This is a genomic window from Actinacidiphila yeochonensis CN732 (assembly GCF_000745345.1).
GTDB classification, from domain to species: Bacteria; Actinomycetota; Actinomycetes; order Streptomycetales; family Streptomycetaceae; genus Actinacidiphila; species Actinacidiphila yeochonensis.
Map to the genome: position 1 here is coordinate 30,883 of NZ_JQNR01000002.1, position 12,635 is coordinate 43,517.

General features: G+C 72.1%; 17 protein-coding genes. 16 read left to right on the forward strand and 1 reads right to left on the reverse strand.

What is annotated here, in order from left to right:
* The first annotated feature begins 18 nt into the window (after positions 1-18).
* The 8 genes from BS72_RS00480 (at position 19) to BS72_RS00515 (ending at position 6,683) form a co-directional block, all read left to right on the forward strand.
* Complete coding sequence (locus BS72_RS00480; RefSeq protein WP_037905181.1) at positions 19-528, forward strand: hypothetical protein; 510 nt, start codon at positions 19-21, stop codon at positions 526-528.
* A gap of 1,733 nt (positions 529-2,261) precedes the next feature.
* The gene (locus BS72_RS00485; protein ID WP_037905183.1) at positions 2,262-2,462 is read left to right on the forward strand and encodes a hypothetical protein; all 201 of its coding nucleotides are present in this window, start codon (positions 2,262-2,264) and stop codon (positions 2,460-2,462) included.
* A 47-nt stretch (positions 2,463-2,509) separates the two neighbouring features.
* Entirely contained in the window at positions 2,510-2,728 is a 219-nt protein-coding gene (locus BS72_RS00490; RefSeq protein WP_037905188.1) for a hypothetical protein, read from the forward strand.
* Positions 2,729-2,735: 7 nt separating this feature from the next.
* Positions 2,736-2,996, forward strand: coding sequence for a hypothetical protein (locus BS72_RS00495; RefSeq protein ID WP_037905190.1), 261 nt, complete (start codon positions 2,736-2,738; stop codon positions 2,994-2,996).
* Between the two features lie 262 nt (positions 2,997-3,258).
* Positions 3,259-4,116 (forward strand): DUF4097 family beta strand repeat-containing protein, encoded by an 858-nt coding sequence (locus BS72_RS31815; RefSeq protein ID WP_051950330.1) that lies wholly within the window; start codon positions 3,259-3,261, stop codon positions 4,114-4,116.
* Positions 4,117-4,199: 83 nt separating this feature from the next.
* Positions 4,200-5,048: a hypothetical protein gene (locus BS72_RS31820; RefSeq protein ID WP_051950333.1), complete on the forward strand. Its 849-nt coding sequence runs from the start codon at positions 4,200-4,202 to the stop codon at positions 5,046-5,048.
* Between the two features lie 43 nt (positions 5,049-5,091).
* Entirely contained in the window at positions 5,092-5,649 is a 558-nt protein-coding gene (locus tag BS72_RS31825; RefSeq protein ID WP_051950335.1) for a hypothetical protein, read from the forward strand.
* 125 nt (positions 5,650-5,774) lie between these two features.
* On the forward strand, positions 5,775-6,683 hold the full coding sequence (locus tag BS72_RS00515) for a hypothetical protein (RefSeq protein WP_037905193.1): 909 nt from the start codon (positions 5,775-5,777) through the stop codon (positions 6,681-6,683).
* Between the two features lie 179 nt (positions 6,684-6,862).
* Here BS72_RS00515 and BS72_RS00520 read toward each other — a convergent pair whose 3' ends face one another.
* Positions 6,863-7,087, reverse strand: a complete 225-nt coding sequence (locus BS72_RS00520; RefSeq protein ID WP_037905196.1) for a hypothetical protein — start codon at positions 7,085-7,087, stop codon at positions 6,863-6,865.
* Between the two features lie 183 nt (positions 7,088-7,270).
* On the opposite strand from BS72_RS00520, the gene BS72_RS00525 reads away from it, so the two are divergent.
* The 8 genes from BS72_RS00525 (at position 7,271) to BS72_RS00560 (ending at position 12,608) form a co-directional block, all read left to right on the forward strand.
* Positions 7,271-8,275: a DUF932 domain-containing protein gene (locus BS72_RS00525; protein WP_037905199.1), complete on the forward strand. Its 1,005-nt coding sequence runs from the start codon at positions 7,271-7,273 to the stop codon at positions 8,273-8,275.
* A gap of 77 nt (positions 8,276-8,352) precedes the next feature.
* A complete protein-coding gene (locus tag BS72_RS00530) occupies positions 8,353-8,703 on the forward strand; it encodes a hypothetical protein (protein ID WP_037905202.1) in 351 nt (116 codons plus the stop codon).
* A 25-nt stretch (positions 8,704-8,728) separates the two neighbouring features.
* Entirely contained in the window at positions 8,729-9,424 is a 696-nt protein-coding gene (locus BS72_RS00535) for a hypothetical protein (RefSeq protein WP_037905206.1), read from the forward strand.
* A gap of 128 nt (positions 9,425-9,552) precedes the next feature.
* Positions 9,553-10,008 carry a hypothetical protein gene (locus tag BS72_RS31830; protein WP_051950337.1) on the forward strand — a complete coding sequence of 152 codons (456 nt, stop codon included), beginning with the start codon at positions 9,553-9,555 and terminating at the stop codon, positions 10,006-10,008.
* A gap of 44 nt (positions 10,009-10,052) precedes the next feature.
* Entirely contained in the window at positions 10,053-10,538 is a 486-nt protein-coding gene (locus BS72_RS00545) for a hypothetical protein (protein WP_051950339.1), read from the forward strand.
* The gene (locus tag BS72_RS00550; protein ID WP_037905211.1) at positions 10,535-10,804 is read left to right on the forward strand and encodes a hypothetical protein; all 270 of its coding nucleotides are present in this window, start codon (positions 10,535-10,537) and stop codon (positions 10,802-10,804) included. Before BS72_RS00545 ends, BS72_RS00550 begins: the two co-directional genes overlap by 4 nt.
* A 95-nt stretch (positions 10,805-10,899) precedes the next feature.
* Positions 10,900-12,180 carry a DNA polymerase III subunit beta gene (locus BS72_RS39060; protein WP_037905214.1) on the forward strand — a complete coding sequence of 427 codons (1,281 nt, stop codon included), beginning with the start codon at positions 10,900-10,902 and terminating at the stop codon, positions 12,178-12,180.
* A 74-nt stretch (positions 12,181-12,254) separates the two neighbouring features.
* Entirely contained in the window at positions 12,255-12,608 is a 354-nt protein-coding gene (locus tag BS72_RS00560) for a hypothetical protein (RefSeq protein ID WP_037905228.1), read from the forward strand.
* The last annotated feature ends 27 nt before the right edge of the window (positions 12,609-12,635 follow it).

Genomic DNA, 12,635 nt, shown 5'->3' on the forward strand with positions numbered 1-12,635 from the left:
GAAGGCCGAGAGAGCACTGTGTCGAACACCCGACTGACCACCACGCACATCCACCGGGCCCTGCACGAACTCCTGACCGCCGCCCCCCAGCGGGCCGACGACGGACACCCTGAGTACCCGTTGTTCGTGTACCACGGCCGCCCGGCCTGCCTGAACGCCGAGCTGCTCGCCGGCTTCGGCGCGAGCATCAGCCAGCTGAAGTCGCTGGCCTCGGCACTGGACGCCGCCGAGCAGGAGTGGGAGGACGTCAAGGACCCGCTCCGGCGCCGGTTCACCCCGCTCGCGTGGACGTGCCTGAGCCGTCTGAACGGCGGCGACACGGCAGGAGCCTGGGCGAACAGCCACCGCCTGGTGTTCGGCCCGCAGCAGCATTCGGGGAACGCCGAGTTCAATCGGGCGATCGACCGGCGCAGGCGCCCCTGGCTGTACGACCCGGCGGAGTTCGAGCAGCCGGAGGAGTCCCGGGCACCTCACCCCGGGTGCACCGAATACGACGTTCCCAGGGCGGCGCGCTACGGCTGGATCTAGGAGTGTCACGCGGGGCGGAGCGCATCCCAGATGCGGCCGTTTCTACAGGTCAGAGGTGTCACGGTGCCCAGCGTGACACCTGCCGTGACATCCAGCGTGACAAGGGAGCGTGACAGCGCCGGGCCGGTGCGGGTCCCGGGGTGACCGGTCCGGGGCACCGTGCGCCGGGGCCGCATTGCCGGTCGCCTCTGCCGTCGCTCGCCGTTGCCCCCGCTTGCCGATCCGGCCTCCGCTTCAAGACGCAGGAGCCATCCGCCCAAAGGGGTGGGCGCTTTGCGCGGGCTGTCCGCGGGCCGCGGTGATCGCCGCCGGATTGACGCTGCGCGTATCCCTTCGTCCGTCCCGGGAGGGATACGTCGGGCCTCGCCGGCCGTCGGCTCGCCGCCCCGGGGTGGACGGGATCCGTCTGGGCCGCGCGCTCCCGGGCGCGGGAGCGGCGCCCGTCCCTCGTCGCTCGTCCGGCGAGCCGCGCCGCTCCGTATCGGCACACGGTTCGCCTCGGGCAGATCCGGCGGTGTAGGCCGCGGCCTCCCGAGGCTCTCCAGGGCGCGCCTCCGATCGCAGAGCGCGCGGGTGCTGGGCGCATCGCGCCGTGCACATCGCCCCCACCGACGAGCGACCCGCCCAGCAGATTAATGGATTCGGGCTGATCTGGTGTCCCCTGCCCCCAGCCGGAAGAACTCCCCCGTCGCCTTGCCTCCTCTCCCTACGCGCAGCCCGATAGGCCCCCCGTCCAACGGCATGCGTCCCTGGGCCGCGCGACGACGGCAGCCACCCCCAGCCGGGCCCCCGAAGTCCTCGCCCCCCCATGGCCCATGAGCTTCTGCGCGGCATCCGCCCAGCAGGCAGCCGGCCCGTAGCGGTGAGCCTGTCGGACAACGGTCCGGCTCGACCGCCTCGCCTTCGCAGTGCGTAGGTGCATAGGGACGACGAGATCGGCACCGGCTTCCGTGCGCTCCCTGATCTCGTCGTCGGTCGAGAAGCGCGCTGCTGGCGTGACGCCGCACCTTGCAGCAGCGCACCCTGGGCGGTCGCCGCTGCCCTCCTGTCCACGATCCGGCTGTGCAGCGCTGCCCGGGGCACCGGCGCCGGTCTGCCGGGGCAGCACAGCAGCACCCCAGCCGGCAAGGGTCAGCAGCACGCGAGCAGCAGGCCCTTCGGCGGTGCAGCGCTGCCAGGCGAACGGGCAGGTGAAGCGGGCAGCGGCAGCTTCGCTGCGTGCAGCCGGCTGTCCCCCGGTGCTACTGCTGCCCGCGGGCAGCAGCAGCACGACCGCGGTCGCAGCGTGCTGCCGGCAGCGCTGCCCCTGGACCGCGGCGGGCAGCGCCTTCGGCGCGCGTACCGCCCTTGCAGCCGCTGCACGGTGGTTGCGGCTGCTGCGGCCGCTGCACGCCGCCCTGGTCGACGAGGCCTCCGGCGGGGTGAGGACCTGGCAGCGCTGCAACGGCTGCCGTACCGCTCTCACCCGCTCGCGGACCGAAAGGCGTCGGGGCCACACGGCCGGACCGGTCCCGGCGAGTCCTCCGGCAGGCGTGTGAGGCAGTGCCCCCAACCAGCCTGAGTGACACATAAAACTTGACTGGCGATCCGTTCGGCATTAGACTAATGGATATAGAGGGGACGGACTCGTTCGCGACAGATGAGCCACGCGCGACTGGCTGCGGCTCTGCTCTGCGCAGTGGCCTGCAGTCATGGTCGAGTGCTCCGTCCCGGCCCACCGTGGAGAGGAACGCGTGACCGAAACCCTCGCCGGCACCGGCCCGGGCATGCTCCAGCACTACGTTCTGAGGGCAGCCGCCGATCCGGTCAAGCAGGACCTGGAGCTGATCCACACGACCTGCGGGTCCCACGTATGCGACGCCGAGCACGACGACAGCCTGGACGTCCTGGTCCACCTGGCGGGAGCACACGCCGCCGGCTGCGACCGTCCATAGACCCTGCCGGGCGCGTCCCCGCACCCGGCCCGTCCGAGGAGGCAGCCGTGCCGATCGGCCACAACGGCATCAATCACGTACACGCCGGCCGCGCCTCGTGGGTGCCGGGCGGGGTCCTGTACCGCGGGGCGGCCGTGCCCGCGCGGATCGACCCTGCCGACTGGAGTCCGCGCGGCCGGTATCAGCTGCGCGCCTGGCGCACCCGGGTGGACGCCCGCCTTGCCACGATCGCGTTCCTCGCGACAGGAGAGACCCATCGCCCGTGACATTGGCATGACTGCCGAGGCCCGCCTGTTCCGCGCCGTGATCAGCAAGACGTACGCCGACGGCGAGTCCTTCACCGAGTACGAGGGGCCGTACGCAAAGTTGGGTCAGGCCCGCGGCCGCGTGACCTTCTGGCGCCGCCACTTCGCCGCGACAAAGCCGGGTGCCTCGGCGGACGGCTACGTCGAGGAGTGCCAGCCCCAGTGGCATCGCGTCCCCGACAAGGCGCCGAAGGCCGGCCCGTCGACGCCGGGGGATCCCACGGGCTGACCGCCCCCCGGCCCCTGCCGAGTCGTGGGCCTACGGGGCACGCGCTCACTTCCGCGAGCAGGTCCTGAGCTCCGACCCGTGCTTCGGCGCCCCGTGGCGCCCACCGCCTTGCGCCGCCCGAGAGGCGACAGGCGGCGGCCGCTCCGCGGAGCCCCGCCCTTAATGACACATAAAACTTGACTTACAGCGACCCGCGAGATAGATTAATGAATGAAGGCGGCGAGCAAGCGCCGCAACACGCTACGGACTTTCGAGGACCTCCATGAGCACCCTTCGCACTTACCAGGCTCCCTCTCCCGGGGCCCTCGTCGTGCACGTCACCAGCTCCGTCGGCAAGGTGAAGGCCATCGTCGACTCGCGGCTGCGGCACGCCCAGGTGTCCGTCGAGACCAGCGAGGACTCGGGGCGCTTCGCCGAGGCGGTCGCCGCCACGAAGTTCACCGAGGAGCGGGTCAACTACGGTCGGCAGGTTCGCGTGGCGGTCCCCGAAGTCCGCTCCGTTACACGCCGCAGTGGTGGGTCGAGCTACAGCTCCGGCGGGTCGAGCTACCACTTCGGGGAAAATGTCACTTTCGCTGGCGGCACGTTCTCCGGCATCCAGACCACGGCCGAGGGCGACGTGTTCATCGGCGGCCAGAAGGTCGTCCAGGACGGCCGCGTGGTCGCTGACAGGGGCACGGTGGTCAGCGGGCCTTCTGCCACCATCACCGTCACGATCCGGCTCCCCCGCGATTGCGCCGTGCTGCTGTCAACGACCAGTGCCGAGCTGGAGGTTGTCGGCGACCTTGCCGGTGTGGGCGTCACCAGCGTCAGCGGCGACGTCGAGCTCGGCGGGACGGTCGGGTGGCTGACCGTGAACACCACCTCGGGCGATGTCACGGCCGATCACGTCAGCCGCAGCGTCTCGCACAACTCCGTCTCCGGCTCCCTGGAGGCGCTCGCCTACAGCGGCGAGGTGTTCGAGTCGGCGAGCGTGAGCGGCAACATCCGTGTCACCGCGACCGAGAAGGCATCCGGCAAGCTCCGCGCCAGCTCCGTCTCCGGCGATGTCACGACCATCGGTGCCCAGCACCTGCACCTGCGGACGACCTCGCTGTCGGGCCGGACCCGCAACCGCTGACCGCCTCGTACGACGCCGGGCGGGTCCGACGGATTCCGCCCGGCGCGGTACTGCCTCCCCCTATTTGCCCAGGAGGGCTCTGCATGTCCGACGAGGACGAGATGATCTACTGCGGCCGTATCGCCTTCGACGTCCCGGTCCCGCTCAGCGAGCTGGAGTCCGGGATCGCCGAGCGGCTTTCGTTCTGTCCCGTGGCCCCCCTGTACGCCGACTCGCCCCAGGGCCGGGCGCTGGCCGGCGTTCGCGGAGCGGACGAGGAGAACGGCTGGGCGTCGTCGTCCATCTGGTTCCGCATCCTGAACACGCTGGAGGCGATCGCACGGCGCCACCAGCGGACCCTGGAGACGAACGCGACCTTCGATTCCGATCAGCGCGGGCGCGGCCTGCTCGTGGTGGACGCCGGCGGCCGCTTTCACAACTGCACGCCAGACGACCAGCCCGAACAGCATCGCCTCCGGAACTGTGCGTGCTTCTCCACACCCGCCGACAGCCCGACTCTCTTCGCCATCGCGGACGTCACCGTGGACGAGCGGGTCGCCGTTCGGCCGATGTCGGCCGGCCCGTGGACCGACTACGCCGTCGTCTGCGAGGAACACAGCGAGATCGCCTGCACCGTGACCGAGAAGGAGGCTGTCTTCCGCCGGGAGGCCCACATCGTCGAGGCGCACACGGCGCGCCCGCTGCCGCTGGGCCGCACCGCGGCTGCACGCGGCCTGCCCCCGGCCGTCCTCGAACCCCTCCGGGCCGCGGGCGAGGAACTGCGCCGTGCCCGCTCCTACGCCGCCCCGCTGGCGATCCGTCACCGGGACGCAGCGCGCGAGCACGTCCGTCACGCCGTAGCCGAGCTGCGCGACCTGGGCCCCTCCGACCCCACGGACCTGCTGATGCGCCTCGCGGCCGAGCTGCTCGCGAGCGCCGGCCCTGACGCTTGACGCACCCCCTCCACTCCCGCAAGCACCCCGAAGGAGCGAACCCGTGAGCATCGGCAGTGAGGACGAGGACGTGATGAAGGTCGAGGTGGACCTCCACGCCCTGGCGCTGCAGGGGGACACCACCTTCCGCGACCTGCGTGAGGGGGCCGTCATCCGCCTCGTCGAGGACACCCTGGGCATCCCCGCCGGGTGGTGGCAGGCCGGATTCACCTACGGCAACGGAGGCGGCGACCACCGGTACTCGTGCCGGCTCCTCACCTCGCTTCCCGGTCCGGTCGAGGGTGCCGTGGTGGCCCGCGTCGCCGACGGGTGGACCTCGTCCTGGCCGGTCCAGGTCCGGGGGATGCGGCTTGGAGAGCTCCGGGCCCGGCTCGCCGAGCTGCCGGACGTCGACGACGCGCTCGTGGTGATCGCGCCGCCGGACCACGGCGGCGACGGGGGCGAGTTCTCCCCGGTGTGGTTCGTGCGCCCGGGCCTGTACGTACCGGACTTCACCGGCCGTGGCCCGGTCGGAGGGCTCTACGAGGCGCATCCGCGCAACCCCGCCGACGCGGCGCCGGCCGATGCTCTGCCGGCCATCGCCTTCTACGTGTCCAGCTGACCACGGCAGCACATAAAACTTGACAGCAGAGATCCCCGCAGTATAGATTAATGAATACCGTGGCGGGTGGTCCGCCTCGTGTGGGCCTCTGCGCCCGCCCTGCCTACAGCTACTGGAGTCACCCCATGAAGAGCCGTCAGGAGGTCATCGAGGCATTCGCCGAGCTTCCCGAGGACGTCACGACACGCGATATCGCGGGCGCCACGGGCCGCGGCGTGCCCGGCGTGCAGAACTGGATCACGCACGACAAGACGTTCCCCGGCGAGTCCGCACCCCCGAAGGGCCGCACGAAGTACCGCAACAAGGCCGAGGTGCTGAAGTGGTACCTGAAGCAGCCCTTCGCCGGGGACGACCGGCTCGGCCCGCGCGCGATGGGCCAGACCGCCCGGCAGGTCCAGCCCGAGCTGGAGCGCATGAACATCAAGGAGCTCGCCGAAGTCCTGGGCGTCACCCCGGCGGCCGTGCGGCACCACATCACGGCCAATCAGCCGGGCGAGTGCGCCGATCCCTTCCCGGCAGCTGGCGACGACGGCAAGCGGTCCTGGCCGCAGGTGCGTTCGTGGCTGCTGCGCCACGACGACCCGCTGCCCGAGCCCGGGGACGCGGGGACGCGGGACTGGACCGAGGTGCGCGGGTGGCTGCTGCGGAACGCCGAGGACGGCCAGGAGCAGCCGGACGCCGAGGGTCTGACGCTGGGGCAGCTGGACCTCATCGAGCGGGCCCGGGCCGCGAAGGCGGCCGGGGTGAAGATCCCGGCCGAGTGGCTGTCGGAGGTGCTCGGTATCGAGGACACCCGCCAGGTCAGCCGGCTCCTGCGGGGAGCTCCGGCGCAGAAGCGGCCCGCACGGCTGCGCCCGACGGCTCTGGCCCGGTCCTTCGGCCTGACGCTGAGCCAGGTGAAGCATTTCGAGCGCACCTACGTCGCCCGGTCGTACGAGGACCCCTTCCCCGGGAAGGACGAGAACGCCGCGCGGGACGTCGAAGAGGTTCGGGCGTGGCTGGCCAGGAACAACAAGGTGCCGGCCGACTCGTGACGGGTCGGCGGTATCCGCCGATACACTGCACTTCACGGCTCCGGTTCGCCGGTCCGTAGCGTGGGGCCAGACGATCTTGCAAACCGCCTCTTCGGAGTCGGAGGACTTCGGTCCTGTCGTCTGGCCCCGTCTTCATGTCCGCGTGTCACCTCCGCCGGCCCGCACCCGGCCGCGGAGCGTCAGCGGCGCCGTCCGGCGGCCCTGGCGGCCCGCTCCTGCCGGTGCCGGTGCCAGCCGTCCCAGGCGAGCCACGCCGTACAGACAGCCGCGCACGCCGCGGCCGCGAGGCTGAGCCCGTCCGCGTCCTTCGATGCCGCGACCAGGGCCACCGCCAGGGCGGCAACTCCCGCCGCGATCACGGCTCCGGCGCGGGCGTTCGCCCGCCTCGCTCCACGCTCGTCCATCTCTTGCCCTCCACTCGTCCCGCCTCGACCGGGTCGCACTTCCCGCGCTTCGCTGCGCATTCTCGCGAACCCGGGGCCACCGTCTCTATGCTGACACATAAAACTTGACTCGATAGCCTCTCGTGGGTTATATTATATGTGTCAGGAGGTCGGACGGGGCCTCCACTGGACGAGGGAGACGCTGTGACTGTTCTTGAGATCCCCACCACCGAGGGAACCGCACGCCGCGCGCCGGGCCGCCCCGACGCCTGGACCATCCTGGGCACCGACGTGTCGGCCGCCGACACCGCCCGCGAGGCCCTGGACATGGGTCACATGCGCAACTGGAACGTCCGGCTGTGGACCGACACCCGCGCCCGCCACATGGACGAGTCCGGCGTCACCGAGCTGGCCATGCCCGACACCCGGGCGGCCATCCGCACCAACCCGCTGACGGGTGACGCCGAGTACGTGGGCCGCGTCGGCAATCAGTACACCGCCGTCCAGATCGAGGACCACGAGGACATCCTCGACATGGTCCGCCGCGAGTCCGGCGCCACCTTCCACAAGCTCGGCGCCTACGGCAACAACGGCAGCCGGTACTTCATCTCGATGACCCTGCCGCGCGTCGTGCGCATCGGCGGCATCGACGAGCACCGGATGCACCTGACCCTCTTCGGCAGCCACAACGGCTCCTCTTCCAACTCCCTGCACATCGGCTCGACCCGCCTGGACTGCGGCAACATGCAGCGCCTGATCATCTCCGGCGCCAAGCACAAGTACTCGATCCCCCACACCGTCTCCGCTCCGGCGCGGCTGGCCAAGGTCCAGAAGTCCCTGGCCACCCTCTTCGACTGGCAGGACGCCTTCGAGCGCGAGGCGCAGCGCCTGCTCGACACCCCCCTCACCCTCGGCCAGTTCGAGAAGGTCGTCACCCGCGTCTTCGACGACCCGGCCCTCCCGAGCAAGACGCAGCACAAGAACATCACCGCCCGGAACAACGCGCTGCGCTCCCTGTTCGAGGACGCCGCGACGCAGGAGACCATCCGGGGCACCGCCTGGGCGGGCTGGAACGCGATCGGCGAGTACCTGGACCACGTCGCCCCGGCGAAGTCCAACTCCAGCCGCGCCGCCCGCTCCCTGGCCGACTCCGGGGCCGTCACCGAGCGCAAGACCGAGGCGTACAAGCTGCTGGCCCTCGCGGCCTGACAGGCGCCTCACCGGGGGGCCGCTCCGGCCCCCCGGTGAGCCCCGGTCCGTCCCGCCGTCACCCCCCAGAGGAATCCGTGGCCGTCGAATACGTCCTCACCGGGCAGTCCGCCGAGCGCCGCATGGTCTACCGCCTCACCGCGCCGGACCTGGAGCCGGACCAGACCGAGTACCCGTTCGCCATCCGCCCGCAGACCATCTGCCTGACCTACACCAGCAGCAACGGCGGTCCCTGGACCCTGTACTGCCTGGAGATCGCCGGCCTGCGGGTCCGCAAGGACGGCACGGTCAACCCGGCCTCGTTCGCGCACAACACGCGCTGCTACCCCGACAGCGAGCACTTCCAGCGCTCCAAGCCCGCGTGGCTGCGCGAGTTCGCCGAGCAGCACCGCGTCCCCGCCGCCGTCGCCCCCCGCCCGTCTCTCTGAACACCGCCGCCCGGAAGGAGGCCCCGTGCCCGAACTGTGCCTGACCCACGAGCACGGCGAGCGCACCGTCACCTTCGACGTCACCGGCGCTCCGGACGTCCCGCCGCAGTACCTGTGCGACGATCCGACCGCCGTCCCCCCGATGCGCCCCGCTCAGGTACGCGCGGCCTACCGGAGCCGTGCCGGAGCGCCGTGGGCACTGGACACCGTCCACATCCGGGGCCGCTACGCCCCGGACGACCCCGCCTCGCGGTGGGTGGACCTTCCTGGCGGTGGGCTCTGGCTGTACCCCTCCAGCCCCCACTACCCGGACCACCCGAAGCCGCCGTGGACGGCCGACCTGGCCTGCGCCCTGGCCGTCCCCGCTCCCGAGGTCGCCGCCGGGCCGGTGCGCGCCACCGTGACGAGCGACCGCGCCAAGCGCACGCGGTTCTTCACCCTCGACGGCCTGGACGAGATCAGTCACTGGCCGATGCCCGCCCCGCTGCGGCCGGACAAGGTCCGCGTCACCTATCTCAACAGCGGGGACACCGCGTGGGGATTGGACGAGATCCGGTTGGAGGGGCCGTACGTCGCCACTGGCAAGACGCCCGGACCGAACCAGAACCGGGGGCGCCGGAACTACTACCCGGCCAGCCTCCGCGACGCGCCCGCCTGGGTGCGCGACCTCGCCGACGCCCACCGCGTCCCCGATCCGCTGCCCGCCGGACAGCGGCCCTGAACCGGCCGTACGGCTGACCGGCCCGTCCCCGGATGCCGTACGGCCCCGGTCCGGCCCGCCGTCTTCTCCCCGGCGGGCCGGACCGCCCCCCTTGCTCCTCCGCCCCCCCTGGAAGGACCCCGCTGCACGTGACCACCATGCTCGCGCCCCAGGAGGCGCCGCCGTCCCGCGTCAAGGTCAACGATCTTGAGGTCATCGAGGTCGAGTTCGCCGAGACTCCCCTGAGCACCCCGGACCGGCCGGTGCGCTTCAAGCAGATCGTCAAGATCCTGCTGGAGGACGGTTCGGTCACCTACGGCTGTGCCTGGGCCGGCTGCGGATTCACCGGCAAGACGGCCATCGCCGTCCGCCCCCACCTCAAGGCCCACAAGCCCGCGGCCAACGCCGTGGACGTCACCTCGCTGCCCGTAGGCGAAGTGCTCGAACTGGCCAGGTCCGCCCAGACGCTGCGCACCGACCTGGAGCGCACCACCCGTGAGCGTGACCGCCTGTCCACCAGCCTCTACGACGAGTGGAAGCCGCGTGCCCTGGCCGCCGAGCGGCAGCTGAACAGCATCCAGAAGGCGCTGGCACCCGTCAGGTGAACACCCCCGATCCCCTGCTCCCGACGGAAGGACGCATCGCTTCCATGACGGCACCGACCGTCCAGCTCATCACGGTGGAGTCCACCGCCTACGGCCCGTACGCCGGGCTGCTGCCGAAGGAACTCGGCGGGTACGACGCGCCGTTGTTCACCCGCCGCGGCGCGCAGCACATCGTCGACGACCTGCATCGCGACGCCTGCGGCCTGTCGGCCGCCTGGGAGGGCGAGAGCCTGCGCTTCACCTGGACGAAGGCCTACCGCGGGGACGACGGCACGGAGGTCGTGCATCCCGACCGGCACGGCCGGTACGCGATCGGCGGCCTGTGGCCGTGGATGGAGTGGGACGAGGAGCTGCCGCACACCGCCGGGCAGCGCGCGTTCGCCGACGGGGTGCGGCAGGCCCGCGCCCCGCGCGGCCCCGTCCCGCCGGAGGGGCTGCGGCACCTGTACGACCAGGGCCGCGCCGAGGCGCAGAGCCTGACGCTGCTGCCGCTGCTGACCGCCGTCCCCGCCGGGTGCGGGGACGGGTGAGCGGCTCACCCGGCCTCGCCCCCGCCGACGTCGGGCGCGTGGCCCGCCACTTCGGAGCCGCCGAGCACGAGGTCGCCGCAGCCGGGTGGCGGTTTCGCTGCCCGTCCTGCGCGGGGTGGGACTTCGGCCCCACCCTGCCGCTGGTCACCTACGTCCGGATCTGGCTGCACGGCGGCCGGCTGCCCGGCGGAGTCCTCGGCGGCGCCGCGTGCCTGGACTGCGGACACATCACCTCGCCCGCCGCGGTGGACGTCCCGCTCCCCTGACGCCCGGCCGCCCGCCCCTCGACCTGTACGACTGGCGGCGCAACGGCGCCGCCGGCACCCGACCTGATCCCCCCTGCCAAGGAGGCAACCTCTTCGTGTCCCCCGCTACCGCGACCGTCACCGTGACCGACGCCCCCGCCGCTCCGGCCCCGGCCAAGCCGACCGCGCGCATGATCCTCGACCACGGCCCGCTCACCCGCGCTCTGAAGATCACCGAGTTCGGTGTCGGCGCGAAGTCCCCCTCCGAGGCGCAGCGCGGTGTGTTCATCGAGACGGGCCGCGGCCGGGCGACGCTCACCACGTTCGACTACGAGACGGCCGTGTCGGTCTCCGTGCCGGGCCGCGCACGCAAGGGCGGCAGTCTGCTGCACTTCGGGCAGTTGCAGAAGGCGCTGGCGGCCATGGTCGCAGGGGAGACGAAGGCCCAGGCCGAGCGCACCTCGGTGTCCCTGGCCGGCGACCTGCTGTCCACCGAGCACCTGACCGTGCCCATCGCCGCGCTGGAGGTGGAGGAGTTCACCCGGCCGCCGGAGCCGGTGCCCGCGATGGCGACGGTGGACGCCGGGGAGTTCTTCGCCGAGCTCAAGCGGGTCCTGCCGGCCGCCGGACGCGACGACACCCTGCCGGTGCTCACGGCGGTCCACCTGACCCTGTCGGGCCAGACCCTCACCATGGCCGCGACCGACCGCTACCGCCTGGCCGAAGGCCACGTCCGGGCCGAGGCGACCGTCCGCCCGCTGGACGCCCCGCTGAGCGTCCTGTTCCCCGCCGACGTCCTTACCGCGCTGCTGAAGCGGTTCACGTCCTACGACGGCCCGGTCGGCGTCGGCCTGCTGGACGCGGCCAGCAGCGACATCCCCCGCGCCACGCTGTCGCTGGGGGACACCACGGTCACCGTGCGCGCCCGGGAGGGGAAGTTCCCCGCCTACTCCTCGTTCTTCCCCAACGAGTTCGTCACGAGCGTCCGCATGGACCGGGCCACGCTGGTCAAGGCGGCCAAGAAGGGCCGGGCCATGGCGCAGGCCGTCGGCGGCACGCACAGCCCCGTCGCGCTGCGCTGGAGCGGTGAAGGCGCCCTCGCCCTCGCACCCGTCATTGGCACCGCCGCGCAGCAGGCCCGCGTCAAGGGCATGACCGTCCCCTTCAGCCTCGACCACGGCACGACCGCGGACGTCGCGGGGATGAGCGTCCACTTCAACCCCGCCTTCCTGCTCGCCGCGCTCGACGCCTTCACCGGCCAGGACACGGTCACCCTGCACATCCGCCAGTTCGAGGAGGGGCAGTCCCGCAAGCCGGTGCTGCTGACCGACGACCCGGCCGCCAAGGACCGCTACCGGCACCTGCTGATGCCGATCCGGCTGGACCCGCCCAAGTAGCCCTGCCCGCCCCGGCCCCTGGGGCGCCGCCCGTCCGCGGCGCCCCGCCCCCCCATGCCCAGAGGAAGTTCACCGTGCGCCACCAGCTCACCGACGCCGCCCTGGCCCACATCGCCCTCGACGCGAACGTCCGGCACGTCCCGGCGTGGCTCTACGTGCAGGACCAGGGGGACGGCACCGTGTCGTTCGTCGGCTCCAGCCGCGTTCCCGGCGGCGGCGCCCATCCCCTGCGCTACGGCAGCGACCGCACCCACCAGTTCCTCGTCGGCGAGCTGCTGGTGCGCCCCCACTACGCACTGGACACCAACGTCCTGCGCGGGCAGGGGCTGGGCGGCCTGGTGACGCAGCATCCCGATCTCGGCCGGTTCCTTCAGGACGGCGAGATCCTCCTCAACCCCCACGGGCTGTGTCCCGTCGCCCCGCGCTGACCTGCACGCACGGCACGGCCCGATGTC

Excerpts from the sequence above, each read along its gene's own strand:
- BS72_RS00545 (WP_051950339.1), top strand. The coding sequence starts at position 10,053 with ATGACGGCACCGACCGTCCAGCTCATCACGGTGGAGTCCACCGCCTAC.
- BS72_RS31815 (WP_051950330.1), top strand. The coding sequence starts at position 3,259 with ATGAGCACCCTTCGCACTTACCAGGCTCCCTCTCCCGGGGCCCTCGTC.
- BS72_RS00515 (WP_037905193.1), top strand. The coding sequence starts at position 5,775 with ATGAAGAGCCGTCAGGAGGTCATCGAGGCATTCGCCGAGCTTCCCGAG.
- BS72_RS31820 (WP_051950333.1), top strand. The coding sequence starts at position 4,200 with ATGTCCGACGAGGACGAGATGATCTACTGCGGCCGTATCGCCTTCGAC.
- BS72_RS00520 (WP_037905196.1), bottom strand. The coding sequence starts at position 7,087 with ATGGACGAGCGTGGAGCGAGGCGGGCGAACGCCCGCGCCGGAGCCGTG.
- BS72_RS00495 (WP_037905190.1), top strand. The coding sequence starts at position 2,736 with ATGACTGCCGAGGCCCGCCTGTTCCGCGCCGTGATCAGCAAGACGTAC.